We start from the raw sequence: 25,687 nt of genomic DNA, 5'->3' as shown, positions 1-25,687 counted from the left end.
ATCGTCAGGTGCGGTCGTACAGCAGGTCCCAGACGCCGTGGCCGAGCTTCTGGCCGCGGGTCTCGAAGTGCGTCTGCGGCCGCCAGTCCGGGCGCGGCACGCTGCCACGCGGGCCGGCGCGGTTGACCAGGCCAGCGGTGGCGTCGAGCACGTCCCACATCTGCTCGGCGTAGTCTTCCCAGTCGGTGGCGCAGTGCAGGCGGCCGCCCGGGCGCAGCTTGCGCACCAGCAGCTCGGCAAATGCAGGCTGCAGCAGGCGGCGCTTGTTGTGGCGCTTCTTGTGCCACGGGTCCGGGAAGTAGATGCGCACTTCATCCAGCGCGCCATCGGCAATCTCGTTCTGCAGCACTTCCACCGCATCGTGGTGGTACAGGCGCACGTGGTCGGCGTTGTCGTCGGCCAGCGCGTTCAGCAGGCGACCCACGCCGGGCGCGTGCACTTCGATGCCGATGTAGTCACGCGACGGATCATGCTGGGCGGCGAAGCGCAGCGCGGCACCGTTGCCGAAGCCGATTTCCAGCACCTTGTGCGCCTGGCGGCCGAAGGTGGCGTCCAGATCACGCGGCTGGCCGTTGTAGTCGATGCCGAAGCGCGGCCAGCGCTCGTCGAACGCGCGCTGCTGGGCAGGCGTGAAGCGGCCCTGGCGCAACACGAAGCTGCGCACCTCGCGGCGGCCCTCGCTCACGGTGAAGGGCTTGGGCGGGGCCTTGGAACCGGCGCTGTCGAAGGGATTGGTCATCAGCCGATCAGCCCATCCACCGGGGAGGAGGCGCTGGCGTAGCGCTTGCGCGGGATGCGCCCGGCCAGGAAGGCCTCGCGGCCGGCCTCGACCGCCTTGCGCATGGCGCTGGCCATCAGCACCGGGCTGCGTGCACCGGCAATGGCGGTGTTCATCAGCACGCCGTCGCAGCCCAGCTCCATCGCGATCGCCGCATCCGACGCGGTGCCCACGCCGGCGTCGACGATGATCGGCACCTTGGCGTCTTCGATGATCTGCAGCAGGTTGTACTTGTTCTGGATGCCCAGGCCCGAACCGATCGGCGCAGCCAGCGGCATCACTGCAGCGCAGCCGATCTCTTCCAGGCGCTTGGCCAGGATCGGGTCGTCGGAGGTGTAGACCATCACCTCGAAGCCGTCCTTGACCAGCTGTTCGGCGGCCTTGAGGGTCTGCACCACGTCCGGGTACAGCGACTTCTGGTCGCCCAGCACTTCCAGCTTGGTCAGGTTGTGGCCGTCCAGCAGTTCGCGCGCCAGCCGGCAGGTGCGCACCGCGTCTTCGGCGGTGTAGCAGCCGGCGGTGTTGGGCAGGATGGTGTAGCGCTCCGGCGGCAGCACGTCGAGCAGGTTCGGCTCGCCCGGGTTCTGCCCGATGTTGGTGCGGCGGATGGCCACGGTGACGATCTGGGCGCCTGCAGCCTCGGTGGCCAGGCGGGTTTCTTCCAGATCCTTGAACTTGCCGGTGCCGGTGAGCAGCCGCGAGCCATAGGTCTTGCCGGCGATCACCAGCGAATCGGGGGAGACATGAACGTTCATGGCGCGATTATCGCTTATCCGCCTGAAGATGGGATCACGCAATGGCGTGCAGGCCGTGGATGGGTAGGGTTAGTGCCGGCCGCTGGCCGGCAGATGCAGGGTGCCTGACAGCGTCGGATTGCCGGCCAGCGGCCGGCACTACGCGGGACGGCCTCAGCCCCCACCCAGCGCGTGCACGATCTCCACGACGTCGCCTTCGGCCAGGACATGCTCGCCATGGCGGCTGCGGCTGACGATCTCGCCGTTGACCTCCACCGCCACCCGGCGCTGCAGCAGCTGCTCGGCCTCAAGCAGGTCGTGGAGGGTCGCCGAGGCGGGCAGGGTGCGGGGTTCGCCGTTGAGCTGGATGTTCATCCCTGCATTGTCGCTGATAGCCCGTCGGGATCGGAACGTTTGTAATTTGAACCGGGCGCCAGCTCCGGCACAGCAGGGTTCGACGTGGTCAGGCGACAATCCATGCGGCGGCGCAGCGTGAGCAAACGGCGGCGCGGTGAAACCATTGACCGTGCGCCGGCGTACGTGCGCCGGATTCCAACTTGTTTACCCCACAGGAGTTCCTAGATGCAGCTCAGCAAACACCCGATCCGCTCCCTCATGGCGGCTGCGATCGCACTGGCCGCGCTGCCGGCCATGGCAGGCGAAAATCCGTACTCCAAGGCAGTGTTCTTCGGTGACAGCCTCACCGACGCCGGCTACTTCCGCCCGCTGCTGCCCGAGGCCACGCAGGGGCTCTCCGGCCAGTTCACCACCAACCCGGGCTGGGTGTGGTCGCAGCAGGTCGCCAATTACTACGGCCTCAACAAGGACCCCAACGGCAACGGCCAGAACGGCGACAATTACGCTGTCGGCGGCGCCCGCGTGTCGGTCGAAGGCAGCGGTGCCCTCGGCGCGATCCCGTCGTTGAAGTCGCAGGCGGCCCGCTACCTGGCGGCAAACGGTGGCAAGGCTGACCGTAACGCCCTGTATACCGTCTGGGGTGGCGCAAACGACCTGTTTGCCGCCGCCGGCGCTGCCGGTGCGGGTGCGCCGCCGGCCCAGGTGCAGGGCATCATCGGCGCGGCGGTTACCGACCAGATCGCGCTGGTCGGTGCCCTGAAGCAGGCCGGTGCCCAGTACGTGCTGGTGCCGAACCTGCCGGACGTGGGCATCACCCCGCAGTTCCGCGGCCCCAATGCAGCGGCTGCCACCGCCATGTCGGTCGGCTACAACAAGGCGCTGTATGGCGGCCTGAAGCAGGCGGGCATCGAGTTCATTCCGCTCGATACCTTCAGCATCCTGCGTGAAGTGACCGCCAACCCGGGCATGTACGGCTTCACCAACGTCACCGGCACCGCCTGCAAGATCAACCCGGCCAACACCACGGGCAGCATCATCGGCTGCAACCCGACCACCTACGTCAGCCCCGATGCGTACCAGACCTATCTGTTCGCCGATGGCGTGCATCCGACCGTTACCGGTCACCAGCTGCTGGGCCAGTACGCCGTCTCGGTGCTGGAGGCTCCGCGCCTGCAGCAGGTGCTGAGCCACTCGGCACAGACCGTCGGCCGTTCGCGTGCCGACCAGGTCAGCAACCACCTGGGCGCCCGTCCGGCCGATGGCCTGTCGTGGTGGGGTGGCGTGCGCGGTGACCTGCAGCGCTATGACCACGCCGACCTGTACGACGGCGTGGCGCCGGCCGGCCTGTTCGGTGTCGACTGGGCACGCAACGGCGTGGTGGTCGGCGGCTTCGCCGGCTTCGGTCGCATGAGTGCCGACTTCGGCAACAGCCGTGGCGACTTCACCCAGAAGGACACCACCGCCGGCCTGTTCGCTGCCTGGTATGGCGACCGCGTCTGGGTCAACGGCCAGGTCAGCTACACCTGGTTGTCGTATGACGTGAACCGCAAGGTCCAGCTGGGCCCGGCTACCCGCGAACACGGTGGCTCGCCGGATGGCAGCAACCTGACCGCCGCACTGAATGCCGGTTACGAGTTCGGCACCGAGGGTGGCTTCCGCCACGGCCCGATCGCTGCGGTGATCTGGCAGAAGGTCAAGATCGACGGTTACAGCGAAAGCGCCGCTGCAGGCACGCTGGCCACCGCCCTGGGCTACGACCGCCAGAACGTCGACTCGACCGTTGGCCGCGTTGGCTGGCAGGCACGCTTCGATGGCGGCACCGTCAAGCCGTACGTGCAGGTGACCTACGACCACGAATTCGAGGACACCAAGCAGGCCAGCGCGTGGCTGCAGACCCTGCCGGAACTGGGCAGCTACCGCGTGCCGGGCCTGGACTTCGACAAGAACTACGCCACCGCTGTTCTGGGTGCGCGCATGGACCTGTTCGGCCTGCAGGGCAACGTTGGCCTGAGCACCACGGCCGCGCAGAAGCGTGCCCGTGACGCGACGATCTTCGCCACCGTGGGTGGCAGCTTCTGATGAATGCAACATCCCGGGCACCGCAAGGTGCCTGGGATGCCTGCACGGCAGCGCCGGGCCATGCCCGGCGGGTGCGGCGACCACCATTGCGCAACACCGGCCGCTCCGCATAGACTTTCACCCGCAATGCGGGCGTAGCTCAATGGTAGAGCTGTAGCTTCCCAAGCTACTGACGTGGGTTCGATTCCCATCGCCCGCTCCATGTCTCCAGGGTGTTCACCCCAGGCAGACGCGGCGCAATCGTTGAACCACACCCCAGTCCAGCGTGTGGCAACGGCGCCGGAACCTCATTCTTCAATGCGTCGGGCTGTGGCTCTTCCGAACCACAGCCCGGGTGGCTTATGCGCCCGCTTGCGCAGCCGCGTCCTTGGCCGCGGCAGTTACAGAGCTCCCGAAACCGGTATAGGTCGATCCGTTGCAGTGCAGGTATGCGCGGAAGACGACGCCATTCAACTCGGCGTTGTCAAAATAGCAGTGCGTACCGGTCTTGGATGATTTCTTCACAAGCCGCATTGCCATCGCGTTTGAATCGTCGACGCTGGAGCCAAGGCCGGCAACGCTCCAGGACTGGCCCGGGCGAGTGCAGCTGTAGGGATACTTATAGCCATGTGCCGACCCATAGTAGTAGTCGACATTGCACCGCGCCTGCGTCGCCGCCAGGGTGATGGCCAGCTCAAGCAGGTTCTGTCCCGCAGTGGTGGTCGTCATGCCATAGGCGGAAATCGGAGTGGAACTGCACTCTCCTTTGATGCCCACACCCGGTGCCGGGATGCTGACATAGGGATCGCGTGCGAAGACACTGCAGACGGGTCCTTCCTCGGCGACGGCAAGGAAGCCATTGGCGTTGGCCGTCGCAGCATCGATATTGCTGCCAACGCCAGCGACCGTTCCATTCGTGCCGCAGCGCCGGATCACCACCCCTCCGCCGTTCGGCAGCATGTCCATGCCGGGGTCGCAGATGCCAGGCCCGATCGAGGATGCCCCTGCCGGTCCGGTGTAATCACGTTCGGCGTTTGCGGCCATCGGGGCCTGCGCGGAAAGCAGTGCAAGCATCAGCGAAAAAGAAATCGCAGCCATTCAAAACCTCGAATCCATGAGTGAGCAGTGACGCTAGCAGAGGCGCCATTCTGGAAAACTGGAATTCGACCAATCCGCCACTGCTGCAAGCCAGTGATCCGATTCAGAATGCCCACGCCCATGGAAATGTGCGGTAGTTCGCGCTGCGTCTCCGGCTGCGCGGCTGCCGCGGCGGGCTCCTGCAACCTCCGCTGTCTGCCGGGCCCGCCGGGCCGCAGGGTTCAGTTGGTGCTGGGCTTGGGGATGCTAAAAGATTGTTAACCCTTGCCCCCCATCGTCCGCTGCCCGGAGCGCGAATGATCGCCGCACTTTTGCCCCTCAGGCGTTGCTTTGATTTTTCAGGGCGATCCAACCGGAAGGAGTTCTGGTCGTACTCCCTGTCTGCTGCCCTTGTGGTGGCAGTGGGCTACACCTTGATGGACGGCGGATACTGGCTGACGGGCACCGTGCTGCTCGATGGGGAGGCCTTCGAGCCATTCCGGACGCTGGGGTGGGTCATGACGGTCTGCGCGGTCATCGTCCTCCTTCCGCCGATGCTGGCCCTGGCCGTTCGACGACTGCACGACATCGACGAGTCCGGCTGGTACGTCGTGATCGCCTTCATCCCGTTGGGCGTGTTCGTCCTCTTCCCGGTCATGCTTCTGCCGGGCAACGAGGAAGAGAATCGATTCGGCGGTGTTTCCGGCCTGCCGGGTGCCTGACTCAACGCCGCGCGAAGTCCACCAGGTCGGAAGGGTAGTGGGGGCAGGTGCGTAGCGTGGCGTCGTCACCGCCATACAGCACCACCAGCGCAGCCACTTCAAATGCCCAGTAGCCCCACGCGTTCGGCCCGATCAGGCGCCGGGTCCGCTTCTGAGCCTTTGGCGGCAGCAGGAAGAAGTCGCGGTACTGCACCTGCAGGTAGCCGGCCAGCAGTGAAGGGTCGAACGCTTCACCGTCGCGCAGCGGCGCGAACAGCTCGGCGAACGGTCGCGGATGAAAGACCTCATCACTGGCTTCCACCAGGCCCAGCGCCGGCGCGCTGAGGTAGTCCAGCACGCGGTCGGTGTCGAAACAGAGCACCTTCTCCACCAGCGCCGGCAGGCGTTCCTGCGCATCCAGCAGCACGCCCAGTGACAACAGCTGCAGTGCGTACTCGTAGTGCTGCGTTGTACGTGATTGCAACGACGCCGCCAGCGCGATGTCGTGGCCTTGCTGTTGCAGGCTGTCCCGGGCAAGGGCCAGCAAACGCGCATGCTCGAGCCAGAGATCTGCTACGTCGGCATGCATCTGCTGCAATGCCGCGGGGGCGAAGCCGCGGTCGATGCCTTTCAGCAGCAGGTTGCTGCCGGTCTGTGCAACCGTCTCCCAGCCGTAGGCATGCTCCAGGGCTGCATGTCCCTGCAGCGTTTCCTCCACAGATTCACCGCCATTGCGCGCATGGCGTGCAAGCAAGGCCATGCCTGCGTTCCAGTCCGCCTGCCAATCCGGCAGGCGAAGCGTGCGGCGCGGCTGGCCCGGGGCCTTGGCCAGTGCTCTCCATCGCGGCAGCATGTCCTGCAGCAGATTCCGGTGATTCACGGCAGTCATCGATTCCATCATCAGCGAGAGTCTAGCGGCTTTGCCGGTTCGAACCCCATTGCCTGGCACAGCGTTGAAGGTTTGAATGGTGCACAGTCGCCGCCACCCAGCCTGCATGACCGTTGATCGAATCGCCCTCCGCCGTTTCACCCAGTGGCTGCCGTTCCTGATATGGGTAGCGATCTGCGTGGTGTGGTGGTCGCCTTGGGGCGTGGTCGTTGGCCTGGCCGCATGTCTTGCCCTGGGCGGCGTGCTGCAGCACTTCGATCTGGTCGGCGATGCTGTAGGGGGCGCACTGCTGCGCTCGCGGGCGAAGCTGCCCTTCGCCACCCGGCCGCCCACGCATGATGTGCTGTTGGATTGGGGCGAGCTGGGCATGGGCGGGCCGGCCTACGGCACCCTGATGCTGCGCGATGGCGCCATTGTCGAGGGCGTATCCACCGCAGGCAGCCACGATGCCAGCGGCGAGTGGCTGGCGCTGGCGGGCAGCGCGCTGCGTGTGGCCAGTGGCTACAGTGATCGCAGCGAAGCGGTGATCGTCTACGACGAAGTGGACAAGAGGGTGATGCACCTGCTGGCGATTGTTCCCAGCCTGTTCTGGCAGGAACTGCACGAGCGCCGGCAGCTTGGCGGGGATGCCGAAGCCGCGATGTGGTTGCGGGATATTCCCAGTCGATCGACCACGCTGCGCCCCTGCCGGGGTCTATGGCTGGAACAGGAGCATCCGGCGCTGGCCGCCGGGGTGCCGCAGGTGTTGCGGCATGTCCTGCCTGATGCCCGGGTGCTGCAGGCCATCCCGCTGCTTCCCGACGACCTGCGCCTGACTGCGCATCCGACCTTGTTCGCGCGCATCTGCCCGCACGCGCTCTGTCTTGATGGCGAGCCCAGTGACCGTCACGCCTGCGATCTGGAGACGGTCATTGCCAGCCCGTCCGGTCGATGCGTGGTGGTGGCGGGCAGCGTGCTTGATGGGGATCTGCGTCCCATCGAGGGCGTATGGCTCGTCCACTGGCAGGGGCGTTGGCAGGCCATTGGCCGCCGTGCGATGGGCGGCAGCGGCAAGACCCGGAGTGGGGCCTGGATCGATGTCATCGCGGTCGGCGATGACGGAACGCTTCGCTGCGAAGCCTATGAGGAACACTGGACGTTCGAGGCGATCACACGCATCCCCACGCCACATACGGCATTGGCGTTGCCTGTGGAATGGCGGGAAACCGCATTGGCCGTGCGTGTCCGCGATGGGGGCTTCTCGCTGCGCCTGCCCCGCGCGGATCAGCGGCCCTCAGTCACAGGTTAGACTGCGTCGAATCAAACAGGGAGGTTCCGGCATGCGTCGTCGATGCAGGCCGGGGAAGTGCTGGAAAAGCTGAAGAAATGGGCTGCGGGCAGTACCGGGTGCAGATGACCGGACTTCCGTATGGCTCATGCGCCTGCCGCCTGCACCTGTTGCGCATACTCCTCGGTAAACAGCCCTGACAACGCCCGGCGCTGCTCTGCATCGATGGCGCGCGAGGCGTTGGTTGTGTAGTCGAAATGCACCATCACGCAGCGCCCGCTGGCCACCAGGGCCTCGAACTGGAACGCCTGCTGCACGATCGACAGCGAGGAGCGGCCGATGTTTTCGATGCGGGTCTCGATGCGCACTTCGTGTCCCGGCTGTATCTGCTGCAGGAAGTCGATTTCGTAGCGGCGCAGGATCAGCGTCAGGTCGCGCATGCTGGCCTCGCGGCTGAAATGGCGGAAGATCTCCTGGCGACCTTCCTCGAACCAGACGGGCAGGGCGGTGTTGGTGACGTGGCCGAGTACATCCACTTCGGAGAAACGCGGAAGGATCGTCAACGGCATGAAGTCTCCGGGGTGTAGTGGGTGGGGTCTCCGGCGACGATGCTGCCATCGCCGGAGACAGTGCGGCGACTACCGGCTGTCAGTCTGAGTAGAAGCCGTTGCCGAGGGTGCCGGGCAGGCCGGGTTCCGGCCACGGCATCAGTGACGTGCAGGCGTCGTACAGCGTGCAGAAGTCCTGCCGCAGTTGTGCAGGCACCCAGCTGCCATAGGAAACGTCGGTCGAGTCGCCCTGGCAGGCGTAGGAAACATCGATCCAGCGGGTATTGGCGTGTGAGGCAACGCCCTGGTGCTGTGTCTTGCCCGTGCAGTAGCGCAGGCCCTGGCCGATCAGGGTGTTGTTGGCATCGAAGTAGAGCCGGGAGACTGCGTGGGTGGGCGCAGCCTGTACGTGTGCGGCGCTCCCCATCAGGCCAAACAGCAACAACAGCGGAATTCCCATTCGCATCTGTGGTTCTCCTTGGGTTGTGTAAGCCGGCCGTGTCCTGTCCTGTAGCCGGCAACAGCCATCTTCGCACAGCCCCGGCAGGCACGCAGATATGGCGGCCTGCAGGGCATCATCCACCCGCCACACGCCCGCGCTATGCTGCGCGCCTGCCGTCCGATCCTGCCGCGATGAAGCTCGCCATCCTGTCCCGCAACAGCTCCCTGTACTCCACCCGCCGGCTGGTCGAGGCGGCCCGCGCGCGCGGCCACACCGTTCGCATCCTCGACCCGCTGCGTTGCTACATGCGCATCGCCGCCGATGGTTTTTCGATGCACTACAAGGGCCGGCCGATGACCGGCGTGGACATGGTCATCCCGCGCATCGGCGCCTCGATCACCCGCTATGGCACCGCCGTGCTGCGCCAGTTCGAGCTGATGGGCGCGCGCACTCCCAACCCGTCCGATGCGATCCTGCGTTCGCGCGACAAGCTGCGCGCGCACCAGCTGCTGGCAGCCAAGGGCATCGACATGCCGGTCACCGTGTTCGGCGACAACCCCGATGACACCGTCGACCTGCTGTCGATGCTCGGTCCGCCGCCGCACGTGGTGAAGCTCAACGAGGGCACCCAGGGACGGGGCGTGATCCTCACCGAGAAGGCCAGCGCTTCGCGTGGCATCGTCGAGGCCCTGCGGGGCCTGTACGCCAACTTCCTGATGCAGGAGTTCATCGGCGAAGCCAAGGGCGCCGACCTGCGCTGCTTCGTGGTCGGTGACCAGGTGGTGGCGTCGATGCAGCGCCAGGCGCCGGAGGGTGACTTCCGCTCCAACCTGCATGCCGGCGGCACCGCGGTGGCGGCCAAGGCCAGCCGCGCCGAACAGCAGGTGGCGGTGCGTTCGGCCAAGGCGCTGGGCCTGTCGGTCTGTGGCGTGGACCTGATCCGCTCCGCGCGTGGCCCGCTGGTGCTGGAGGTCAACTCCACGCCAGGGTTGGAGGGCATCGAAGCCGCCTGCGGGGTGGATGTGGCTACGCGCATCATCGAGCACGTCGAGAAGATCAAAAAACCATGATTAATCAATGGCTTGAAATTCTCATGGGCAAATGAGGCCGGCTTTAACACGCCTTTAATCGGCGCCGGCGTAGCCTTCAGCGAACCGCAGCTCTGCCTCTCAGCAGGATCGGTATCGGGATACGACTTCAGACCCAGGCGGGGCACCGCCTGGGTCTTTTTTATGCCGCCGGAAGTCCCTTGTGGAGGCAGCGTGACGGCCGTAGAGTGGCGCCCATCGTTCCTGGATGGATCCGGAGGCTGGCGATGTACCGCATCACGATGATCGCGTTGTTGCTGGGGCTGTCTGGTGCTGCCTCCGCCAAGCAGGAGAAGACCGCCATACAGATGGATGGGCAGGCCCCGGTGGTCGAGCAGGTCCGGCGGGTTGAGAAGGCCCTCGATGACGGCGAGTACAGCGAGATTTCCGCCGATGACCGCGCCCAGGTGCAGCAGGCACTGGCGCGCATCACCCAGCGCATGGGCGACCACCGCACGCTTCGGGAGCTCCCGCCGCAGGTCCAGGCGGAGGTCTTCAACGACCAGGAGCGGATCAACACCGTTCTTGTCCGCGCCCACGAGGACAGCCGCCAGATCTGCCAGCACACCCGCACCACCGGCAGCAACATGCCTAAAAGCCGCTGCCTGACCGTGGCCGAGCGCCGCCGGATCGAGGAAAAGGGCAAGGCCCTGCTCAACGACCAGCGCACCTTCAACAACTTCAACCCCGCCACCAACCACTAGGCCGTCCGATGCCCCTGCGCATGGCACTTGCTGGCGTGAAGGTGGTGCGAATACAGTCAACACTCAACTCAAACAAGGATTCGTTTGTCATGAAGTCCCTCCTGATGTCGGCGGTCCTGATCTCGGGCCTGACCCTGGCCACCGCCGCCTCTGCATCGAACCAGTCCGGTGAGGTCTTTATCCCCGGCAAGCCGCTGCAGCAGCAGATCGAGCGCATCGAAATCGAACTCAACGATGGCGAGACCTACAGCGAACTGAAGCAGACCGACCGCAGCCGCGTACGCGAGGCGCTGGTGCGCATGCGCACGGCCGTCGAGCAGCATCCTGACCGCGATTCCATGCCTGAACAGGTACGAACCGATGTCTTCAACGACCAGCAGATCGTGAACACGGTTTTGACACAGGCACGTGAAGATAGTCGTCTAATATGCCAACGTGAAAAGGCCACGGGTTCGAACCGGTCCACGACGCAGTGCACTACCGTTGCCGAGCGCGCCCGGCGGAAGGACAAGGCACAGCGTGATATGGGCCAGGCCCAGCGCATCGGCAAATTCGTAAATTAGAGGTGACAGTGAGAATCCTGGTAATCGAAGACAACAGCGACATTGCGGCCAACCTGGGCGACTACCTGGAGGACCGGGGCCACACCGTGGACTTCGCGGCTGACGGGGTTACCGGTCTGCACCTGGCCGTGGTGCACGAGTTCGACGCGATCGTGCTGGATCTCAATCTGCCAGGCATGGACGGCATCGAGGTCTGCCGCAAGTTGCGCAATGAAGCGCGCAAGCAGACCCCGGTACTGATGCTCACCGCCCGCGATTCGCTGGACAACAAGCTGGCCGGCTTCGATTCCGGCGCGGACGACTACCTGATCAAGCCGTTCGCGCTGCAGGAAGTGGAAGTGCGACTGAACGCCCTGTCGCGACGCGGCAAGGGCGTGCAGACCCGCGTGCTGGAAACCGGCGATCTGGAATACAACCTGGATACGCTGGAAGTGCGCCGCCAGGGCAAGCTGCTGCAGCTCAACCCGACCGCGCTGAAGATCCTGCAGGCGCTGATGGAAGCGGCCCCGGCCGTGGTGACCCGCCAGGAGCTGGAAACCCGTGTGTGGGGTGAAGAATTGCCCGATTCGGATTCCCTGCGGGTGCACATCCATGGCCTGCGTGCGGTGGTCGACAAGCCGTTTGAAGTGCCGCTGATCCAGACCCGCCATGGCATCGGATACCGCATCGCCACCCCGGAAGCCTGATTCGGTGGCAACCAAGGGGGAGCGCCGGCGCACGCCTTATCGGCGGCGCCTGCGCAGCCGCATCATCGTTTCGTTCGTGTTGTTGGGCTTCTGCCTGACGACACTGTTTGCGTTCGCCACCAACTGGGCCCGCCTGCGCGTGGAAAACCAGCTGGTGGAAGAGCTGATGAACCGCAACATCGACGAGTATGCGCGCCGCTATTACGAGCACCCCGGGCATAACCCGGACGCACCGGTGCTGCAGATCAAGGCCTATGCCTATTCGAAGGACAAGTTCGACCGGGTGCGCGAAGAGCGCGCGCAGTGGGCGGGCTTTTCCGATGGCATCCACAGCGTCAGCGGCGATGAGCACGGCGAGCCGTACTCCTACAAGCTGGCCGTACGCAAGACGCCCGACGCCTGGTTCTTCCTCGCCTATGACATGACCGACAGCGTGCGCGGCGGCAAGCAGCTCAACCGCGCGCTGGTGCTGTCGGTGCTGGTGTTCAGCGTGCTGTCGCTGGTGCTGGGCTGGTGGTCGGCCTCGAAGGTGATGAAGCCGGTGTCGGATCTGGCCGCGCGGCTGCGTGCCTATCGCGGCGGCACCAGTGATCCCGAGCCGTTGGCGCCACGCTTCCCCGACGACGAAGTGGGGCAGCTGGCCCAGGCGCTGGACGACTATTCCTCGCGGCTGACCGAAGTGGTGCAGCGCGACCGTGAATTCAATGCAGACGTCAGCCATGAGCTGCGCACGCCGCTGGCAGTGATCCGTGGCGCCACCGAGCTGCTGCTGACCCGGCCCGGCCTGGACGAGAAGGTGCTGCAGCGCCTGCAGCGCATTCAGCGCGCCGAACAGCAGTGCAGCGATCTGATCGGCGCACTGCTGCTGCTGTCGCGCAACGAGCGCGGGCAGGGCACCAGCAACGTCGCCCGCGTGGCCGAGCAGCTGCTGGACGCACACCGTGCGCAGCTGGGGGGCAAGCCGCTGGAGCTGCTGCTGGAAGGTGAGCGCAATCTGGTGATCGACGCGCCCGAGGCGGCGCTGTCGGTGGCACTGGGCAACCTGATCGGCAACGCCGTGAAGTACTCGCAGGACGGCGAGGTGCGCGTGTTCGTCGGCACCAACTCGGTGTCGGTAACCGACAGTGGCCCGGGCCTGAGCGAGGAAGACGCGGCCAAGCTGTTCCAGCGTGGCTACCGCGGCACGCATGCCGGCCACTCGCAGGGCGGCGGTATCGGCCTGTCGATCGTCAGCCGCCTGTGCGACCTGTACGGCTGGCAGGTAAGCGTGCGCCCCGGCGGCCAGCGTGGCGTGATTGCCACCCTGACGTTCTCGCCGAAGCCGTTGTAAGGGCCCCTGCTTTGGTGGGTGCCGACCTTGGTCGGCACGAACCCCGCCGACCTTGCATCGCGCCCTGTGTCGCTTGTGCCACCACCGTGATCGCTGCCGCGCCCCGCGCGTGTAGATCCACGCCATGCGTGGATGCGCTTCGGTAGTGCCGGCCGCTGGCCGGCAACCAGGCCTCACCCCCCGGCCAACCCCAGATACCGCGCATGCAGCTGTTCCACCTGCACCTGCAGGTCCTCCGGCTGCCCATCATTGACCACCACGTCATCGGCCAGCGCCAACCGCTGCGCGCGGCTGGCCTGCGCAGCAATCATCCGGTCGGCCAGCGCGGCATCAATGCCATCGCGCTGCATCAGCCGCGCATGCTGCACGGCTTCGGGCGCATCCACCAGCAGCACCCGGTCCAGCCACGGGTAGGCTTTCCGCCCACCCACCTCGGTCAGCAGCGGAATCGCGGCAATCGCATAGGGGCTCTCAGCCTGCTCGCACTGCTGCTGCATCAGCCGACGGATGGCGGGGTGGGTGATGGCTTCCAGCGCCGTCCGCTCGGCGGGGTCGGCAAACACGTGGGCGCGTAGGCGCCCCCGGTCCAGGCCGCCATCGGCCAGCAGCATGTCGGCGCCGAAACGCTCGGCAATGCGGGCCAGCGCCGGGCTGCCGGCAGCCACCACGGCACGTGCGGCCAGATCAGCGTCGGCCACCACGATCCCCAGCGCCTCAAAGCGCCGGGTCACCTCGCTCTTGCCGGAGGCGATGCCTCCGGTCAGGCCAACCACATAGCGGCTCATGGGGACTCCCCTCAGCGCAGCCCGCTCATCACCAGGTACTGCTCCACCAGTGGCGCACCCCACATGAAGTACAGCCAGCCGGCGATGGCCAGATAGGGCCCGAACGGGATGGGCGTGGCGCGGTCACGGCCCCGGCTGTACAGCCAGATCGAACCGATGATGGCGCCCAGCACCGACGACAGCAGGATGATCGGCAGGATCCCCTTCAGGCCACACCAGGCGCCCAGGGCCGCCAGCAGCTTGAAGTCGCCGTGGCCCATGCCTTCCTTGCCGGTCAGCTGCTTGAACAGCCACCAGACCGTCCACAGCGACAGGTAGCCTACCGCCGCGCCCACCAGGGCGGGCTTGGCCGGCATGTAGAGGTTGTCGATGCTGCCTATCAGCCCCAGCCACATCAGCGGCAGGGTCAACTGGTCGGGCAGCAGCTGCGTTCGCAGGTCGATGCCGGACAGGGCGATCAGGAAGCAGGTCAGCACGATGGCGCCGAAGCCCTGCCAGCCGAAGCCGAACTGCCAGACGCAGGCCAGCACCAGCACCGAGGTCAGCGCCTCCACCAGCGGGTACTGCAGCGAGATCGGCGCCTTGCAGTGGCGGCACTTGCCCCCCTGGATGATCCAGCTGAACAGCGGGATGTTCTCGTACCAGCTCAGCTTGTGCTTGCAGTGCGGGCAATGCGACGGCTCCACCACGATCCCCGGTGGGGGCGGTTCATAGAAGTCCGGTTCCTCCAGGACTTCGCGCGCATCGCGCTTCCACTGCCACTCCAGCCGCTTGGGCAGCCGCAGGATGACCACGTTCAGGAAACTGCCCAGCAGCAGTCCCAGGGCGGCCGCGGCGGGATAGCCGAGGCCGGGGTGCTGGTCGAGAAATGCCATTGATACCTTTAGCCGACGACGGCGCCGAGTTTGAAGATGGGCAGGTACATGCCGATGACCATACCGCCGACAATGGTACCAATGAACACCATGATCATCGGTTCCAGCAGACTGCTCAAGGCATCCACGGCATTGTTCACTTCCTGCTCGTAGTATTCAGCCACCTTGAACAGCATGGCGTCCAGGGCGCCCGCCTCTTCGCCGATGCCGGTCATCTGGATGACCATGTGCGGGAACAGGTTCAGCTGCTTCATGGCCATGTTGACCGGGTAGCCCACCGAGACGTCGTCCCTCATTCGCAGTACGGCTTCCTCATAGACCTTGTTACCTGTGGCGCCAGCCACGATGCCCAGGGCCTCCACCAGCGGCACGCCAGCCTTGAATGTCACTGCCGTGGTGCGGGCGAAACGGGCGATCGAGCTGTTGTGCATGATCTGGCCGATCACCGGAACTTTGAGGATGGTACGGTCCAAGCCATGCTTCAGCTTTGGGGATCGCTTGTATGCCACGACAAACCCAATTACCGACCCGACGGTCAGGATTAACAACAGCCACCACCACGACAGCATCAGGCGGGAGGCAGCGACGATCATCTGAGTGAACGCCGGCAGCTCGGCACCAAATCCCTTGAAGACTTCTTCGAACTGGGGAACAACGAACATCAGCAGAATGGCAGATACTATGACTGCGACCGCCACAACCATCGCCGGATAGAACAAGGCTTTCTTTATCTTCCCCTTGAGGGCTTCGATGTTCTCTTTGTAAGTGGCAACCGTGTCGAGCACGGTCTCCAAGACACCTGCGCCTTCACCTGCTCTTACTAGGTTGCGGTAGAGTTCGTCAAATTGGACAGGGTGCTTGCTGATGGCCTCGTACAAAGAGGAGCCGCCTTCGATATCCGTGCGGATTGTGTCGACCATCTTTTTCATTCGCGGGTTCTTATGCCCGCTGCCGATGATCTCCAGTGCAGAAACGATCGGAACGCCCGACTTCATCATTGTCGCCATCTGACGACTGAAGAAGGATATGTCCTTTGCGCTGACGGCCTTGCCGGCACTGCCAAACAGAGGTTTGGGCTTTGGTTTTACTTGGCTTGGGTTGATTCCTTGACGCCGAAGCTCGGCACGTAGCAGGTTGGCATTCTTCGCCAGCTGCTCGCCCTTCATCTTGATACCCCGCTTGTCGGTCCCCTCCCAGACAAACGGCTGCAATTCCATGGCGCCTCGCGCCACAGACCCACTCTTGATCGCACTGCGACTGACAGACATGTTAGCTCCCCAAGGCCCGCCATCCCCAGGCGGGCACCATGGCTAGGGATGTTAGCGGGTTCGGAGCGATCAGGGGAGACTGCCAACGTGACGCAGCACAGGGTTCTTGGCACTCTGTGGCGGAAGGTGACGCAAAGCGTCACATTGTTGTGTCCATCGCAAAAACGACTGGGGGGGGGGTTCCCATCCGCAGAATTGCTGCCATCATTGCTTCGGGGAAATCCAGGGGGAGGCATGCCGGGAGTTGGCATGCAACCTGCGTTGCTCCACCCGCGGGACCGTCGGCCTGCTCGGCCGGGCACTCGAATCTAATCACCACTTATCTTGGGGATGTATCACCATGAAGAACCAAAAGGGCTTCACCCTGATTGAATTGATGATCGTTGTTGCGATCATCGCCATTCTTGCCGCGATTGCTCTGCCGGCATACCAGGACTACACCGTCCGTGCCCGCGTTTCAGAGGCGGCCGTGTTGGCATCCGGTGCAAAGACTACTGTTGCCGAAAACATTGCAAACAATGGCGGCGCGGTTCCTGCTGACGCATGCGTCGGCGTGGATACTGCTATCCCAGCAAACAATCCCAACGTTGCCTCAATGACCTGCACGCCCGCTTCTGGTGCCATTGCGGTGACCATGACCGCAGACAAGGGCAAGAGCACTGTGCTGACCTACACCCCGACTGCGCAGGCCGGTGCAGTTGGTACCACCTGGAAGTGTGTTGGTAGCGGTAGTGCAGCGAAGTACTACCCGGCTGAGTGCCGCGCTGCCGCTGCTGGTGGTGGCGGTTCGGGTGGCGGTTCGGGTGGCGGTTCGGGTGGCGGTTCGGGTGGCGGTTCGGGTGGCTGATATCGGCCTTGATGCCAGAGCTTGACTAAAAAGATGGGGGGCAGCTGCCCCCCATTTTCATTTCTTGGCTCGCAATGTGGAAGATGGCCAACAGGGGAGCTCCTTGGCCGGGAAAGCACCTTCCTACTACCTGTTCGTTGACTGCGTGTTCGCCCAATTCTGAGCGACGCTCACAGTCGAGAGTGGGTGGGGGCAGTATTTTTCTGTTTCGTGCCATGGGGAGGCACAGGGTATGAATGTTCAACGCGGCTTTACCCTCATTGAGTTGATGATAGTCGTCGCAATTCTTGCAATCCTAGCGGCGATTGCATTGCCGGCCTATCAGAACTACACCGTTAAGGCACGGGTTTCCGAGGCCATTGTTCTCGCCTCGTATGCCAAAGTCACCGTCACCGAAAATGTAAACAACAAGAACGCGCTGGATTCATCTGCTTGTCTCGGTGTCGATGCGCTTGCTTCTGGGACAGAGAATGTCGCCTCGATGAGCTGCTCAGGCAATGGGGTGCTTACGGTTAGAACCACCGTGAAAGCAGGCGCGATTACCTTGCAGCTTGCACCATCCTACAATCCCAATGAAGTGGTCCGCTGGCGGTGTAGCACAGTCGACGGGGAGAGGAAGTACATCCCGCCGGAGTGTCGTTGAGACATGTCTAGTGTCATGGTCCGTTGGCACCTGTGGGATCTTGGTTAAATTGTTTGATCCATTCGTTCGAGTGCTTTCAACCAGCTAGACGCTCCGGTAACCTCCGCTGGGGAGTAGGAGTAAAAGCGATGAACACAGTCACCACCCCAAACCTCGTCGGCATCACCGGCCTGGCCCGCCGCCTGGTCCAGGACGGCGCCTTGGACGAGGCCTCCGCCCGCGACGCCATGGCCAAGGCCACGGCCGCCCGTCAGCCGCTGCCTACGTGGTTCGCGCAGAACAAGCTGGTCAGCGCCTCGCAGCTCGCCGCCGCCAACGCGGTCGAGTTCGGCATGCCGCTGTTCGACGTGTCCACCTTCGACGCCAACCAGAACGCGATGAGCCTGGTCAGCGAGGAGCTGCTGCGCAAACACAACGTGCTGCCGCTGTTCAAGCGCGGTGGCAAGTTGTTTGTGGGTACCAGCAACCCGACCCATGCGCTGGACGAGATCAAGTTCCACACCAATCTGGTGGTGGAACCGATCCTGGTCGATGAAGACCAGATCCGCCGCACGCTGGAGCAGTGGCACGCCAGCCACGACACCATCGGCGATGCGCTGGGCGGCGACGACGAGGGCATGGCCAACCTCGACGTTGGACTGGGCGACGAAGACAACGCGGGGGGCGACTCCGGCATCGACGCCAAGGGCGACGACACCCCGGTGGTGAAGTTCGTCAACAAGGTGCTGGTCGATGCCATCCGCAAGGGCGCATCGGACATCCATTTCGAGCCTTACGAAGACGACTACCGCGTGCGCCTGCGCATCGACGGCCTGCTGAAGATGGTGGCGCGCGCGCCGGTGAAGTTGAACCAGCGCATCGCCGCGCGCCTGAAGGTGATGGCGCAGCTGGATATCGCCGAGAAGCGCGTGCCGCAGGACGGCCGCATCAAGCTCAACCTGTCCAAGAGCAAGCAGATCGACTTCCGCGTCAGCACGCTGCCGACCCTGTTCGGCGAGAAGGTGGTGCTGCGTATCCTCGATGGCAGCGCGGCCAAGCTGGGCATCGACAAGCTGGGCTACGAGCCGGACCAGCAGAAGCTGTTCCACGACGCCATCCACAAGCCGTACGGCATGGTGCTGGTGACCGGCCCGACCGGTTCGGGCAAGACGGTGTCGCTGTATACCGCGCTGGGCATCCTGAACGATGAGACGCGCAACATCTCCACCGCCGAAGACCCGGTGGAAATCCGCTTGCCCGGCGTCAACCAGGTGCAGCAGAACAACAAGCGCGGCATGACCTTCGCTGCAGCGCTGCGCTCGTTCCTGCGACAGGATCCGGACATCATCATGGTCGGCGAAATCCGCGACCTGGAGACGGCCGAGATTGCGATCAAGGCGGCGCAGACCGGCCACATGGTGCTGTCCACGCTGCATACCAACGATGCGCCGCAGACCATCGCGCGTCTGATGAACATGGGCATCGCGCCATACAACATCACCAGCTCGGTGACGCTGGTGATCGCCCAGCGCCTGGCGCGCCGGTTGTGCGGCAACTGCAAGCGACCGGCCAACCTGCCGGAGCACGCCCTGCTGGCCGAGGGCTTCACCCAGGCGCAGCTGGATGCGGGCATCCAGTTGTACGAGGCGGTGGGCTGCGATGAGTGCACCGAGGGCTACAAGGGCCGAACCGGTATCTACCAGGTGATGCCGATGACCGATGAGATCGCCACGATCGTGCTGGCCGGTGGCAACGCGCTGCAGATTGCCGAGGCGGCGCAGCAGATCGGGGTGAATGACCTGCGGCAGTCGGCGTTGAAGAAGGCGGCAGCGGGCGTGACCAGCCTGGCCGAGATCAATCGCGTTACCAAGGATTGAGGTAAATCCACGCCATGCGTGGATGACGCGATGCATGGGGTTGCCGGCCAGCGGCCGGCACTACCGCGTTGTGGGTAGATCCACGCCATGCGTGGATGACGCGATGCATTGGGTTGCCGGCCAGCGGCCGGCACTACCGCGTTGGTGGGTAGATCCACGCCATGCGTGGATGACGCGATGCATGGGGGTTGCCGGCCAGCGGCCGGCACTACCACGTTGGTGGGTGTATCCACGCCATGCGTGGATGACGCGATGCATGGGGGTTGCCGGCCAGCGGCCGGCACTACCGCGTTGTGGGTAGATCCACGCCATGCGTGGATGACGCGATGCATGAGGTTGCCGGCCAGCGGCCGGCACTACCACGTTGGAGGGTAGATCCACGCCATGCGTGGATGACGCGATGTATTGGGTTGCCGGCCAGCGGCCGGCACTACCGCGTTGGTGGGTGGATCCACGCCATGCGTGGATGGCGCGGCGGCGCACGCCAACCAAGGTTGGCGCCTACCAGGGCCGTTCGGCCCTTACTCCATCCCCAGCTTCTTCAGCTTGTAGCGCAGCGCGCGGAAGGTAATCCCCAGCTGCGCAGCCGTGCGGGTCTTGTTCCAGCGGTTCTCTTCCAGCGCGCGCTGGATGGCGCTGCGCTCCAGCTGCTCGATGTACGAGGGCAGGGCGGCACCGCCCGGCTGCAGGTCTGCCACGGCTTCTGCGGGTGCTGCGCCGCCGGGCGCACGCGGGGCGTGCTGCGGCAGGCGCAGGTCGTCGGCACCAATGCGGTCTTCTTCGGCCAGTGCCAGCGCGCGCTCCAGAATGTTCTCCAGCTCGCGCACGTTGCCCGGGAACGCGTAGTGGGCCAGCGCTTCCAGCGCGGACGGCGCCAGCAGCGGTGTGGCACGGCCGTGGCTTCGGGCCAGCCGCGCCAGCACGGCGGCAGCCAGTTCCGGCAGGTCCTGGCGGCGCTCGCGCAGCGGCGGCACCTTCAGTTCGATCACGTTGATGCGGTAGTACAGGTCGTGGCGGAAGCGCCCGTCCTCGACCAGTTCGGCCAGGTCACGGTGCGTGGCCGAGAGAATGCGCACGTCCACCGGTTCTTCGTTGGCTGCACCGACCGCACGCACCGACTTTTCCTGGATCGCGCGCAGCAGCTTCACCTGCATCTGCAGGGGCAGCTCGGCCACTTCGTCCAGGAACAGGGTGCCGCCGTGTGCAGCCTGGAACAGGCCCGGCTTGTCGGCATGGGCGCCGCTGAAGCTGCCTTTGCGGTGGCCGAAGAATTCGCTCTCCATCAGCTCGCCGGGAATGGCACCGCAGTTGACCGGCACGAACGGACCAGCCGCACGCGCGCCCTGGGCGTGGATGGTGCGCGCGACCAGTTCCTTGCCCACGCCCGATTCACCGAGGATGTAGACCGGTGCCTGGCTGCGCGCGACCTTGCCGATGGTGGTGCGCAGAACGTCCATGGCCGGCGAAGCGCCGAGCAGGCGTGCAGCCTGTTCGGTGGCGGGGCCGGGCGCAGGGCGTTCGGTGTTGTTGAGTTCCAGCGCGTGCTTGACCAGGCCGCGCAGCACCGAGATGTCCACCGGCTTGCTGACGAAGTCGAAGGCGCCGGCCTTCAGCGCTTCCACGGCCAGGTCCATGCTGCCGAATGCGGTGATCATCGCCACCGGTGTGCGCGGGTAGTGCTGGGCGATCTCGCTGACCAGCTCGATGCCGTTGCCATCGGGCAGGCGCATGTCGGTGATGCACAGGTCGTACGGATTGCTGGCCAGCAGCTCGCGCGCTTCGGCCAGGTTGGCGGCGGTACTGATGCGCAGCCCCATGCGGCCGAGGGTCAGTACCAGCAGTTCGCGGATGTCGCGTTCATCGTCGACGACGAGGGCGCTGCGGGTTTCGTTCATGGGCGTGAAAGATAAACGAGGGGGCTGGAAGCGACAAATGTTTGACGCACAGATTTGGAATCAGGTGGGCAACAGCGTGTGCGGGCCGGGCAGCACCAGGCGGAAGCACGAGCCTCCTGCCGGCACCGGGATGTAGTCGAGCCGTGCCTGGTTGGCGCGGCACAACTCGCGGGCGATATACAGGCCCAGCCCGGTGCCATGCTCGGAGGTGGTGAAGAACGGACGGAACAGCTGTGCGGCCACGCTCTCGGGAATGCCGGGGCCACGGTCCATCACGTCGATCACCGCGCTGCGCTCGTGCTGCGCCACGCGCAGGCGCACGCGTGCCGGCTGCTGGCCGATGCGGCCGTATTTCAGTGCGTTGTGAACCAGCACGGTGAGCACCTGGTACAGGTGTTTGCTGTCGACCTGCGCCATCACCGCCGTGTCGCTGATGATCGGTTCGATGCTGTCGGTTTCCAGCGTCTGGCCCTGCTTGTACTCCAGCACGAAGCGGCGCACGAAGGCGACCAGGTCGACGTTCTCGGGTGTGGCGCGCTCGCGCCGTGCCAGCCCCAGCACGCTCTCGACGATGCCGTTGGTGCGCTGGCATTGCTGGCGGATGATCTGCAGCAGGCGGCGGTCGCTTTCGTTGAAACCGGTGCCTTCCTCCAGCAGCTGCACGGCGTAGTTGATCGCCGCCAGCGGATTGCGGATTTCATGGGCGAGGCTGGCCGAGAAGCGGCCCATCGCCGACAGGGTGAGCGATTCGGCGCGCCGCGAGACCACGCTGGAGTCGTCCAGGAATACCAGCGCCAGTTCGCTGCCGGCCAGCAGGCGGGCGAAGCGCGGTTGCACTTCCGGCTGGTCGGGGTTGAGCTGCAGCGGCAGTTCGTCCTGCGCCCAGCCGTTGCGCCAGCGCTGCAGACGGCGCGCCAGTTCCGGCGCGGCACTGGCCAGATCCAGGCGTCCCGTCTCACCGATGCCGTCGTTGTCGCCGAGCAGCATCGAGGCCGCTTCGTTGGCCAGGGTGATGCGGTTGTCGGCATCCACCACCAGCACGCCGGTACGCATGCGGCGGATGATCAGTTCGTTGATCTGGAACAGGTTGGCTACTTCGTCGCCGCGCTGGTTGGCCAGCTGCTGGTTGCGGCGCGCGCGGTTGCCCACCTGGTAGCTGATGAAGGCCAGCGCCAGGTAGCTGGTGGCGAACATGGCCAGCTCGGCCAGCGTGCGGGTGGGGTCACCGCCTTCGAGCACCTTCCAGAGGTATTCGGTACCGGTGGCCAGGCTGGCTGCAACCGCCAGGCCCAGGCCCCAGCTCAGCGGCAGCAGGGTGGCGGCGGCGGCGATGTTGAACAGCAGCGACATCGAGATGCCGGCGCTGGCACCGGGCAGGGCATGCGCCAGCAAGGTGGCGGCGATGATGTCCACCAGCACGCTGCTGACCACGATCGGGCGCAGCCAGCGTTCGTTGCGGCCGATCGCCAGGGCCAGCAGCGACAGCAGCAGATAGATCGCCGCGACGGTATCGGCCAGACGCGGGTGATGGGCCTCGCCGACCATGCCGGACAGGGGGCTGTAGAGCAGGCCGGCGATGACCGCGGCGATCAGCACCCGGTACAGCGCGAAGAAGTACAGCTCACGCCGCGGAATCGATTCGATGCGGTCGATCAATGAAGCACTGGGTGACACGCCGGAACTCCCCTTCTGGCTGCCTGGGTCTGGAATCTGCGGCGGCCCTGCCTGGCATCCCCTGAAGCCGGGCGGGTTCGTCGCTTCTATGTGGCCTGCGGTGGAAGCCGCCGGGCAAGCCCGACACTACACACCTTGGTTGACCAGTATAGGGCCCCCGGCAGGACGCCGCCGGAGCCACCCGGATCGCGCATTTGGCCTGCCGTGGATACCGGTGGTCAGCGCCGGCCCGGGCGCAACTGCCTGAATGGCGGTGGAAATCTGGCCGGGTGCGGCGTTTTGTACAGACTTCTTTGCGCCCCGGCGCTGGCTCGGCCACAATAGTGGGCCCGCCGCGGTCCATGCCGGCGCCCCGCCGGGGCCCTGAGGAATTGCGTGCGGTCGTTCCTATTCCCACGGTGACGCATGAATTTCCACGAATACCAGTCAAAACAACTGCTTGCCGAGTACGGCATCCCGGTCCCGGCCGGCAAGGTCGCTGCGACCCCGGACGAAGCGGTTGCCGCTGCCAACTCCCTGGGCCAGGGCCCCTGGATGGTCAAGGCGCAGATCCACGCTGGCGGCCGCGGCAAGGCTGGCGGCGTCAAGTTCTGCAAGACCACCGACGACGTGAAGGCCGCTGCGGCCAAGATGCTCGGCACCAAGATGGCCACCTACCAGACCGCTGGCGTTGAACTGCCGGTCAACCTGGTGCTGGTGACCACCGCCGGCGAAATCGTCAAGGAACTGTACCTGTCGGTGCTGGTCGACCGTGGCACCAAGACCATCACCTACATCGCCTCTTCGGAAGGCGGCGTGGAGATCGAGCAGGTCGCCGCTGAAACCCCGGAGCTGATCCACTCGCTGAACGTCGACTTCGTCGAAGGCGTGCAGGGTTACCACGGCCGTGATTTCGGCTTCAAGCTGGGCCTGACCGCCAAGCAGGCCGGCCAGTTCGCCAGCATCATGGTGAACCTGTACCGCCTGTTCAACGAAAAGGACCTGGCGCTGGTTGAAATCAACCCGCTGGCCATCCTGGACGACGGCAACCTGTACGCGCTGGACGGCAAGTTCGACAGCGACGACAACGCCGCGTTCCGCCAGAAGGCTCTGGTCGCCATGCGCGACAAGACCCAGGAAGATCCGACCGAAGTGATCGCTTCGGAGCTGGACATCAACTACGTCACCATGGACGGCAACATCGGCTGCATGGTCAACGGCGCAGGCCTGGCCATGGCCACCATGGACGTCATCAAGCTCAACGGCGGCGAGCCGGCGAACTTCCTGGACGTGGGCGGCGGTGCCAACAAGCAGCGCGTCATTGAAGCGTTCAAACTGATCCTGTCCTCGGACAAGGTCGAAGGCATCTTCGTCAACATCTTCGGCGGCATCGTCCGCTGCGACATGATTGCCGAAGGCATCATCGCCGCCGTGAAGGAAGTGGGCGTCAAGGTTCCGGTCGTGGTGCGCCTGGAAGGCACCAACGTGGAAGAAGGCAAGCAGCTGCTGCGTGACAGCGGCATGGCCATCATCCCGGCTGACAACATCAACGATGGCGCCAAGAAGATCGTTGAAGCTGTCAAGAACGCTGCCTGATTCGACACCAAGGAATTCCCATGTCTGTTTTGATTAACAAGAACACCAAGGTGATCGTGCAGGGCTTCACCGGCCAGCAGGGCACCTTCCACGCCACTCAGATGATCGAGTACGGCACCCAGGTTGTTGGCGGCGTGACCCCGGGCAAGGGTGGCACCACCCACATCGACCTGCCGGTCTTCAACACCGTTGCCGACGCCGTGCAGAGCACCGGTGCCAACGCTTCGGTCATCTACGTGCCGCCGCCGTACGCGGCCGACGCGATCCTGGAAGCCGCTGCTGCCGGCATCAAGGTCATCGTCTGCATCACCGAAGGCATCCCGGTGCTGGACATGCTGCGCGTCAAGAACGTGCTGACCCGTTCGCATCCGGACACCGTGCTGATCGGGCCGAACTGCCCGGGCGTCATCACCCCGGGTGAGTGCAAGATCGGCATCATGCCGGGCCACATCCACCAGCCGGGCAAGATCGGCATCGTGTCGCGTTCGGGCACCCTGACCTATGAAGCGGTCAAGCAGACCACTGAAGTCGGCCTGGGCCAGTCCACCTGCATCGGCATCGGTGGTGACCCGATCAACGGCCTGAACTTCGTCGACTGCCTGAAGCTGTTCAACGAAGACCCGCAGACCGAAGGCATCATCATGGTTGGCGAAATCGGCGGTGACGCTGAAGAAGCCGGCGCCGAGTACATCAAGAACCACGTGAAGAAGCCGGTCGTCGGCTTCATCGCCGGTGCGTCGGCTCCGGCCGGCAAGCGCATGGGCCACGCCGGTGCGATCGCCTCGGGCGGCAAGGGCACTGCTGAAGGCAAGTTCGCCGCCATGGAAGCTGCCGGTGTTGTCACCGTCCGCTCGCCGGGCGACCTGGGCGCTGCCATCGCCAAGCTGGTGAAATAAGACCGCTTGTGTAGAGTCGAGCCATGCTCGACTGACGCTCTTGCTTCAAACAGAAAGGCCGCCTCCGGGCGGCCTTTCTGCGTCTGGTGCCCTGACCATCCCGGTAACCCCATCCACGCATGGCGTGGATCTACTGAGCCGGGGCTGTCCA

Annotated in this window: 25 protein-coding genes and 1 tRNA gene; 14 read left to right on the top strand and 12 right to left on the bottom strand. The window is 64.9% G+C overall.

Annotated elements, in window-relative coordinates:
* Positions 1-4 precede the first annotated feature (4 nt).
* The 3 genes from trmB to thiS form a co-directional block, all read right to left on the bottom strand.
* On the bottom strand, positions 5-739 hold the full coding sequence (gene trmB / locus ACZK33_RS18705; protein WP_071229637.1) for a tRNA (guanosine(46)-N7)-methyltransferase TrmB: 735 nt from the start codon (positions 737-739) through the stop codon (positions 5-7).
* Positions 739-1,533 (bottom strand): thiazole synthase, encoded by a 795-nt coding sequence (locus ACZK33_RS18700; protein ID WP_010481470.1) that lies wholly within the window; start codon positions 1,531-1,533, stop codon positions 739-741. Before ACZK33_RS18700 ends, trmB begins: the two co-directional genes overlap by 1 nt.
* A 153-nt stretch (positions 1,534-1,686) precedes the next feature.
* Entirely contained in the window at positions 1,687-1,887 is a 201-nt protein-coding gene (thiS, locus tag ACZK33_RS18695; RefSeq protein ID WP_008265079.1) for a sulfur carrier protein ThiS, read from the bottom strand.
* 207 nt (positions 1,888-2,094) lie between these two features.
* Here thiS and ACZK33_RS18690 point away from each other — a divergent pair, with 207 nt between their 5' ends.
* Together ACZK33_RS18690 and ACZK33_RS18685 are read left to right on the top strand one after the other, a co-directional pair.
* Positions 2,095-3,948: an autotransporter domain-containing esterase gene (locus ACZK33_RS18690; protein WP_049401606.1), complete on the top strand. Its 1,854-nt coding sequence runs from the start codon at positions 2,095-2,097 to the stop codon at positions 3,946-3,948.
* 128 nt (positions 3,949-4,076) lie between these two features.
* Positions 4,077-4,150: transfer RNA gene (locus ACZK33_RS18685), tRNA-Gly, on the top strand.
* Between the two features lie 137 nt (positions 4,151-4,287).
* On the opposite strand, the gene ACZK33_RS18680 is transcribed toward ACZK33_RS18685, so the two are convergent.
* Complete coding sequence (locus tag ACZK33_RS18680; protein WP_423175308.1) at positions 4,288-5,025, bottom strand: hypothetical protein; 738 nt, start codon at positions 5,023-5,025, stop codon at positions 4,288-4,290.
* A 296-nt stretch (positions 5,026-5,321) separates the two neighbouring features.
* On the opposite strand from ACZK33_RS18680, the gene ACZK33_RS18675 reads away from it, so the two are divergent.
* Complete coding sequence (locus ACZK33_RS18675; protein WP_189719949.1) at positions 5,322-5,726, top strand: DUF805 domain-containing protein; 405 nt, start codon at positions 5,322-5,324, stop codon at positions 5,724-5,726.
* 1 nt (position 5,727) lies between these two features.
* On the opposite strand, the gene ACZK33_RS18670 is transcribed toward ACZK33_RS18675, so the two are convergent.
* Complete coding sequence (locus ACZK33_RS18670; protein ID WP_478453724.1) at positions 5,728-6,702, bottom strand: PoNe immunity protein domain-containing protein; 975 nt, start codon at positions 6,700-6,702, stop codon at positions 5,728-5,730.
* Here ACZK33_RS18670 and ACZK33_RS18665 point away from each other — a divergent pair.
* Positions 6,701-7,882: a hypothetical protein gene (locus tag ACZK33_RS18665; protein ID WP_423175306.1), complete on the top strand. Its 1,182-nt coding sequence runs from the start codon at positions 6,701-6,703 to the stop codon at positions 7,880-7,882. The genes ACZK33_RS18670 and ACZK33_RS18665 overlap by 2 nt on opposite strands.
* Positions 7,883-8,007: 125 nt before the next feature.
* Here ACZK33_RS18665 and ACZK33_RS18660 read toward each other — a convergent pair whose 3' ends face one another.
* Together ACZK33_RS18660 and ACZK33_RS18655 are read right to left on the bottom strand one after the other, a co-directional pair.
* Positions 8,008-8,430 (bottom strand): acyl-CoA thioesterase, encoded by a 423-nt coding sequence (locus tag ACZK33_RS18660; RefSeq protein WP_032128832.1) that lies wholly within the window; start codon positions 8,428-8,430, stop codon positions 8,008-8,010.
* 79 nt (positions 8,431-8,509) lie between these two features.
* Complete coding sequence (locus tag ACZK33_RS18655; RefSeq protein WP_223224661.1) at positions 8,510-8,875, bottom strand: hypothetical protein; 366 nt, start codon at positions 8,873-8,875, stop codon at positions 8,510-8,512.
* A gap of 167 nt (positions 8,876-9,042) precedes the next feature.
* On the opposite strand from ACZK33_RS18655, the gene rimK reads away from it, so the two are divergent.
* The 5 genes from rimK (at position 9,043) to ACZK33_RS18630 (ending at position 13,222) form a co-directional block, all read left to right on the top strand.
* On the top strand, positions 9,043-9,921 hold the full coding sequence (rimK, locus tag ACZK33_RS18650) for a 30S ribosomal protein S6--L-glutamate ligase (protein WP_005418651.1): 879 nt from the start codon (positions 9,043-9,045) through the stop codon (positions 9,919-9,921).
* A gap of 245 nt (positions 9,922-10,166) precedes the next feature.
* A complete protein-coding gene (locus ACZK33_RS18645; protein ID WP_423175305.1) occupies positions 10,167-10,643 on the top strand; it encodes a hypothetical protein in 477 nt (158 codons plus the stop codon).
* Between the two features lie 89 nt (positions 10,644-10,732).
* Positions 10,733-11,206: a hypothetical protein gene (locus ACZK33_RS18640; RefSeq protein WP_071229642.1), complete on the top strand. Its 474-nt coding sequence runs from the start codon at positions 10,733-10,735 to the stop codon at positions 11,204-11,206.
* 8 nt (positions 11,207-11,214) lie between these two features.
* The gene (locus tag ACZK33_RS18635) at positions 11,215-11,892 is read left to right on the top strand and encodes a response regulator transcription factor (protein ID WP_005410804.1); all 678 of its coding nucleotides are present in this window, start codon (positions 11,215-11,217) and stop codon (positions 11,890-11,892) included.
* The gene (locus ACZK33_RS18630) at positions 11,855-13,222 is read left to right on the top strand and encodes a sensor histidine kinase (protein WP_032128829.1); all 1,368 of its coding nucleotides are present in this window, start codon (positions 11,855-11,857) and stop codon (positions 13,220-13,222) included. Before ACZK33_RS18635 ends, ACZK33_RS18630 begins: the two co-directional genes overlap by 38 nt.
* 173 nt (positions 13,223-13,395) lie before the next feature.
* On the opposite strand, the gene coaE is transcribed toward ACZK33_RS18630, so the two are convergent.
* Genes coaE through ACZK33_RS18615 form a run of 3 tightly spaced genes read right to left on the bottom strand, consistent with a single transcriptional unit; the run spans position 13,396 to position 16,150 of the window.
* On the bottom strand, positions 13,396-14,007 hold the full coding sequence (coaE, locus tag ACZK33_RS18625; RefSeq protein ID WP_423175304.1) for a dephospho-CoA kinase: 612 nt from the start codon (positions 14,005-14,007) through the stop codon (positions 13,396-13,398).
* 11 nt (positions 14,008-14,018) lie between these two features.
* Positions 14,019-14,882, bottom strand: a complete 864-nt coding sequence (locus tag ACZK33_RS18620) for a prepilin peptidase (RefSeq protein ID WP_032128827.1) — start codon at positions 14,880-14,882, stop codon at positions 14,019-14,021.
* A gap of 8 nt (positions 14,883-14,890) precedes the next feature.
* On the bottom strand, positions 14,891-16,150 hold the full coding sequence (locus ACZK33_RS18615; RefSeq protein ID WP_049401613.1) for a type II secretion system F family protein: 1,260 nt from the start codon (positions 16,148-16,150) through the stop codon (positions 14,891-14,893).
* Positions 16,151-16,490: 340 nt separating this feature from the next.
* On the opposite strand from ACZK33_RS18615, the gene ACZK33_RS18610 reads away from it, so the two are divergent.
* The 3 genes from ACZK33_RS18610 (at position 16,491) to pilB (ending at position 19,496) form a co-directional block, all read left to right on the top strand.
* Complete coding sequence (locus tag ACZK33_RS18610) at positions 16,491-16,997, top strand: pilin (protein ID WP_333581698.1); 507 nt, start codon at positions 16,491-16,493, stop codon at positions 16,995-16,997.
* Positions 16,998-17,229: 232 nt separating this feature from the next.
* The gene (locus ACZK33_RS18605) at positions 17,230-17,640 is read left to right on the top strand and encodes a pilin (protein WP_080355120.1); all 411 of its coding nucleotides are present in this window, start codon (positions 17,230-17,232) and stop codon (positions 17,638-17,640) included.
* Between the two features lie 128 nt (positions 17,641-17,768).
* Complete coding sequence (gene pilB, locus ACZK33_RS18600; RefSeq protein ID WP_279943325.1) at positions 17,769-19,496, top strand: type IV-A pilus assembly ATPase PilB; 1,728 nt, start codon at positions 17,769-17,771, stop codon at positions 19,494-19,496.
* A gap of 521 nt (positions 19,497-20,017) precedes the next feature.
* Here pilB and ACZK33_RS18595 read toward each other — a convergent pair.
* Both ACZK33_RS18595 and ACZK33_RS18590 read right to left on the bottom strand, forming a co-directional pair.
* Entirely contained in the window at positions 20,018-21,391 is a 1,374-nt protein-coding gene (locus tag ACZK33_RS18595) for a sigma-54-dependent transcriptional regulator (protein ID WP_032128822.1), read from the bottom strand.
* 60 nt (positions 21,392-21,451) lie between these two features.
* Positions 21,452-23,065: a sensor histidine kinase gene (locus ACZK33_RS18590; RefSeq protein WP_049401617.1), complete on the bottom strand. Its 1,614-nt coding sequence runs from the start codon at positions 23,063-23,065 to the stop codon at positions 21,452-21,454.
* 405 nt (positions 23,066-23,470) lie between these two features.
* Between ACZK33_RS18590 and sucC the strand changes: the two genes are divergently transcribed.
* Positions 23,471-24,640 carry an ADP-forming succinate--CoA ligase subunit beta gene (sucC, locus tag ACZK33_RS18585; RefSeq protein WP_004154430.1) on the top strand — a complete coding sequence of 390 codons (1,170 nt, stop codon included), beginning with the start codon at positions 23,471-23,473 and terminating at the stop codon, positions 24,638-24,640.
* Between the two features lie 20 nt (positions 24,641-24,660).
* Positions 24,661-25,536 (top strand): succinate--CoA ligase subunit alpha, encoded by an 876-nt coding sequence (sucD, locus tag ACZK33_RS18580; RefSeq protein ID WP_005410793.1) that lies wholly within the window; start codon positions 24,661-24,663, stop codon positions 25,534-25,536.
* Positions 25,537-25,687 lie beyond the last annotated feature (151 nt).

It is taken from the genome of Stenotrophomonas sp. 86156_Sma (assembly GCF_056481625.1).
Note: the sequence above shows the minus strand (reverse complement) of the source record. Positions and strands in the feature narration are given on the sequence as shown.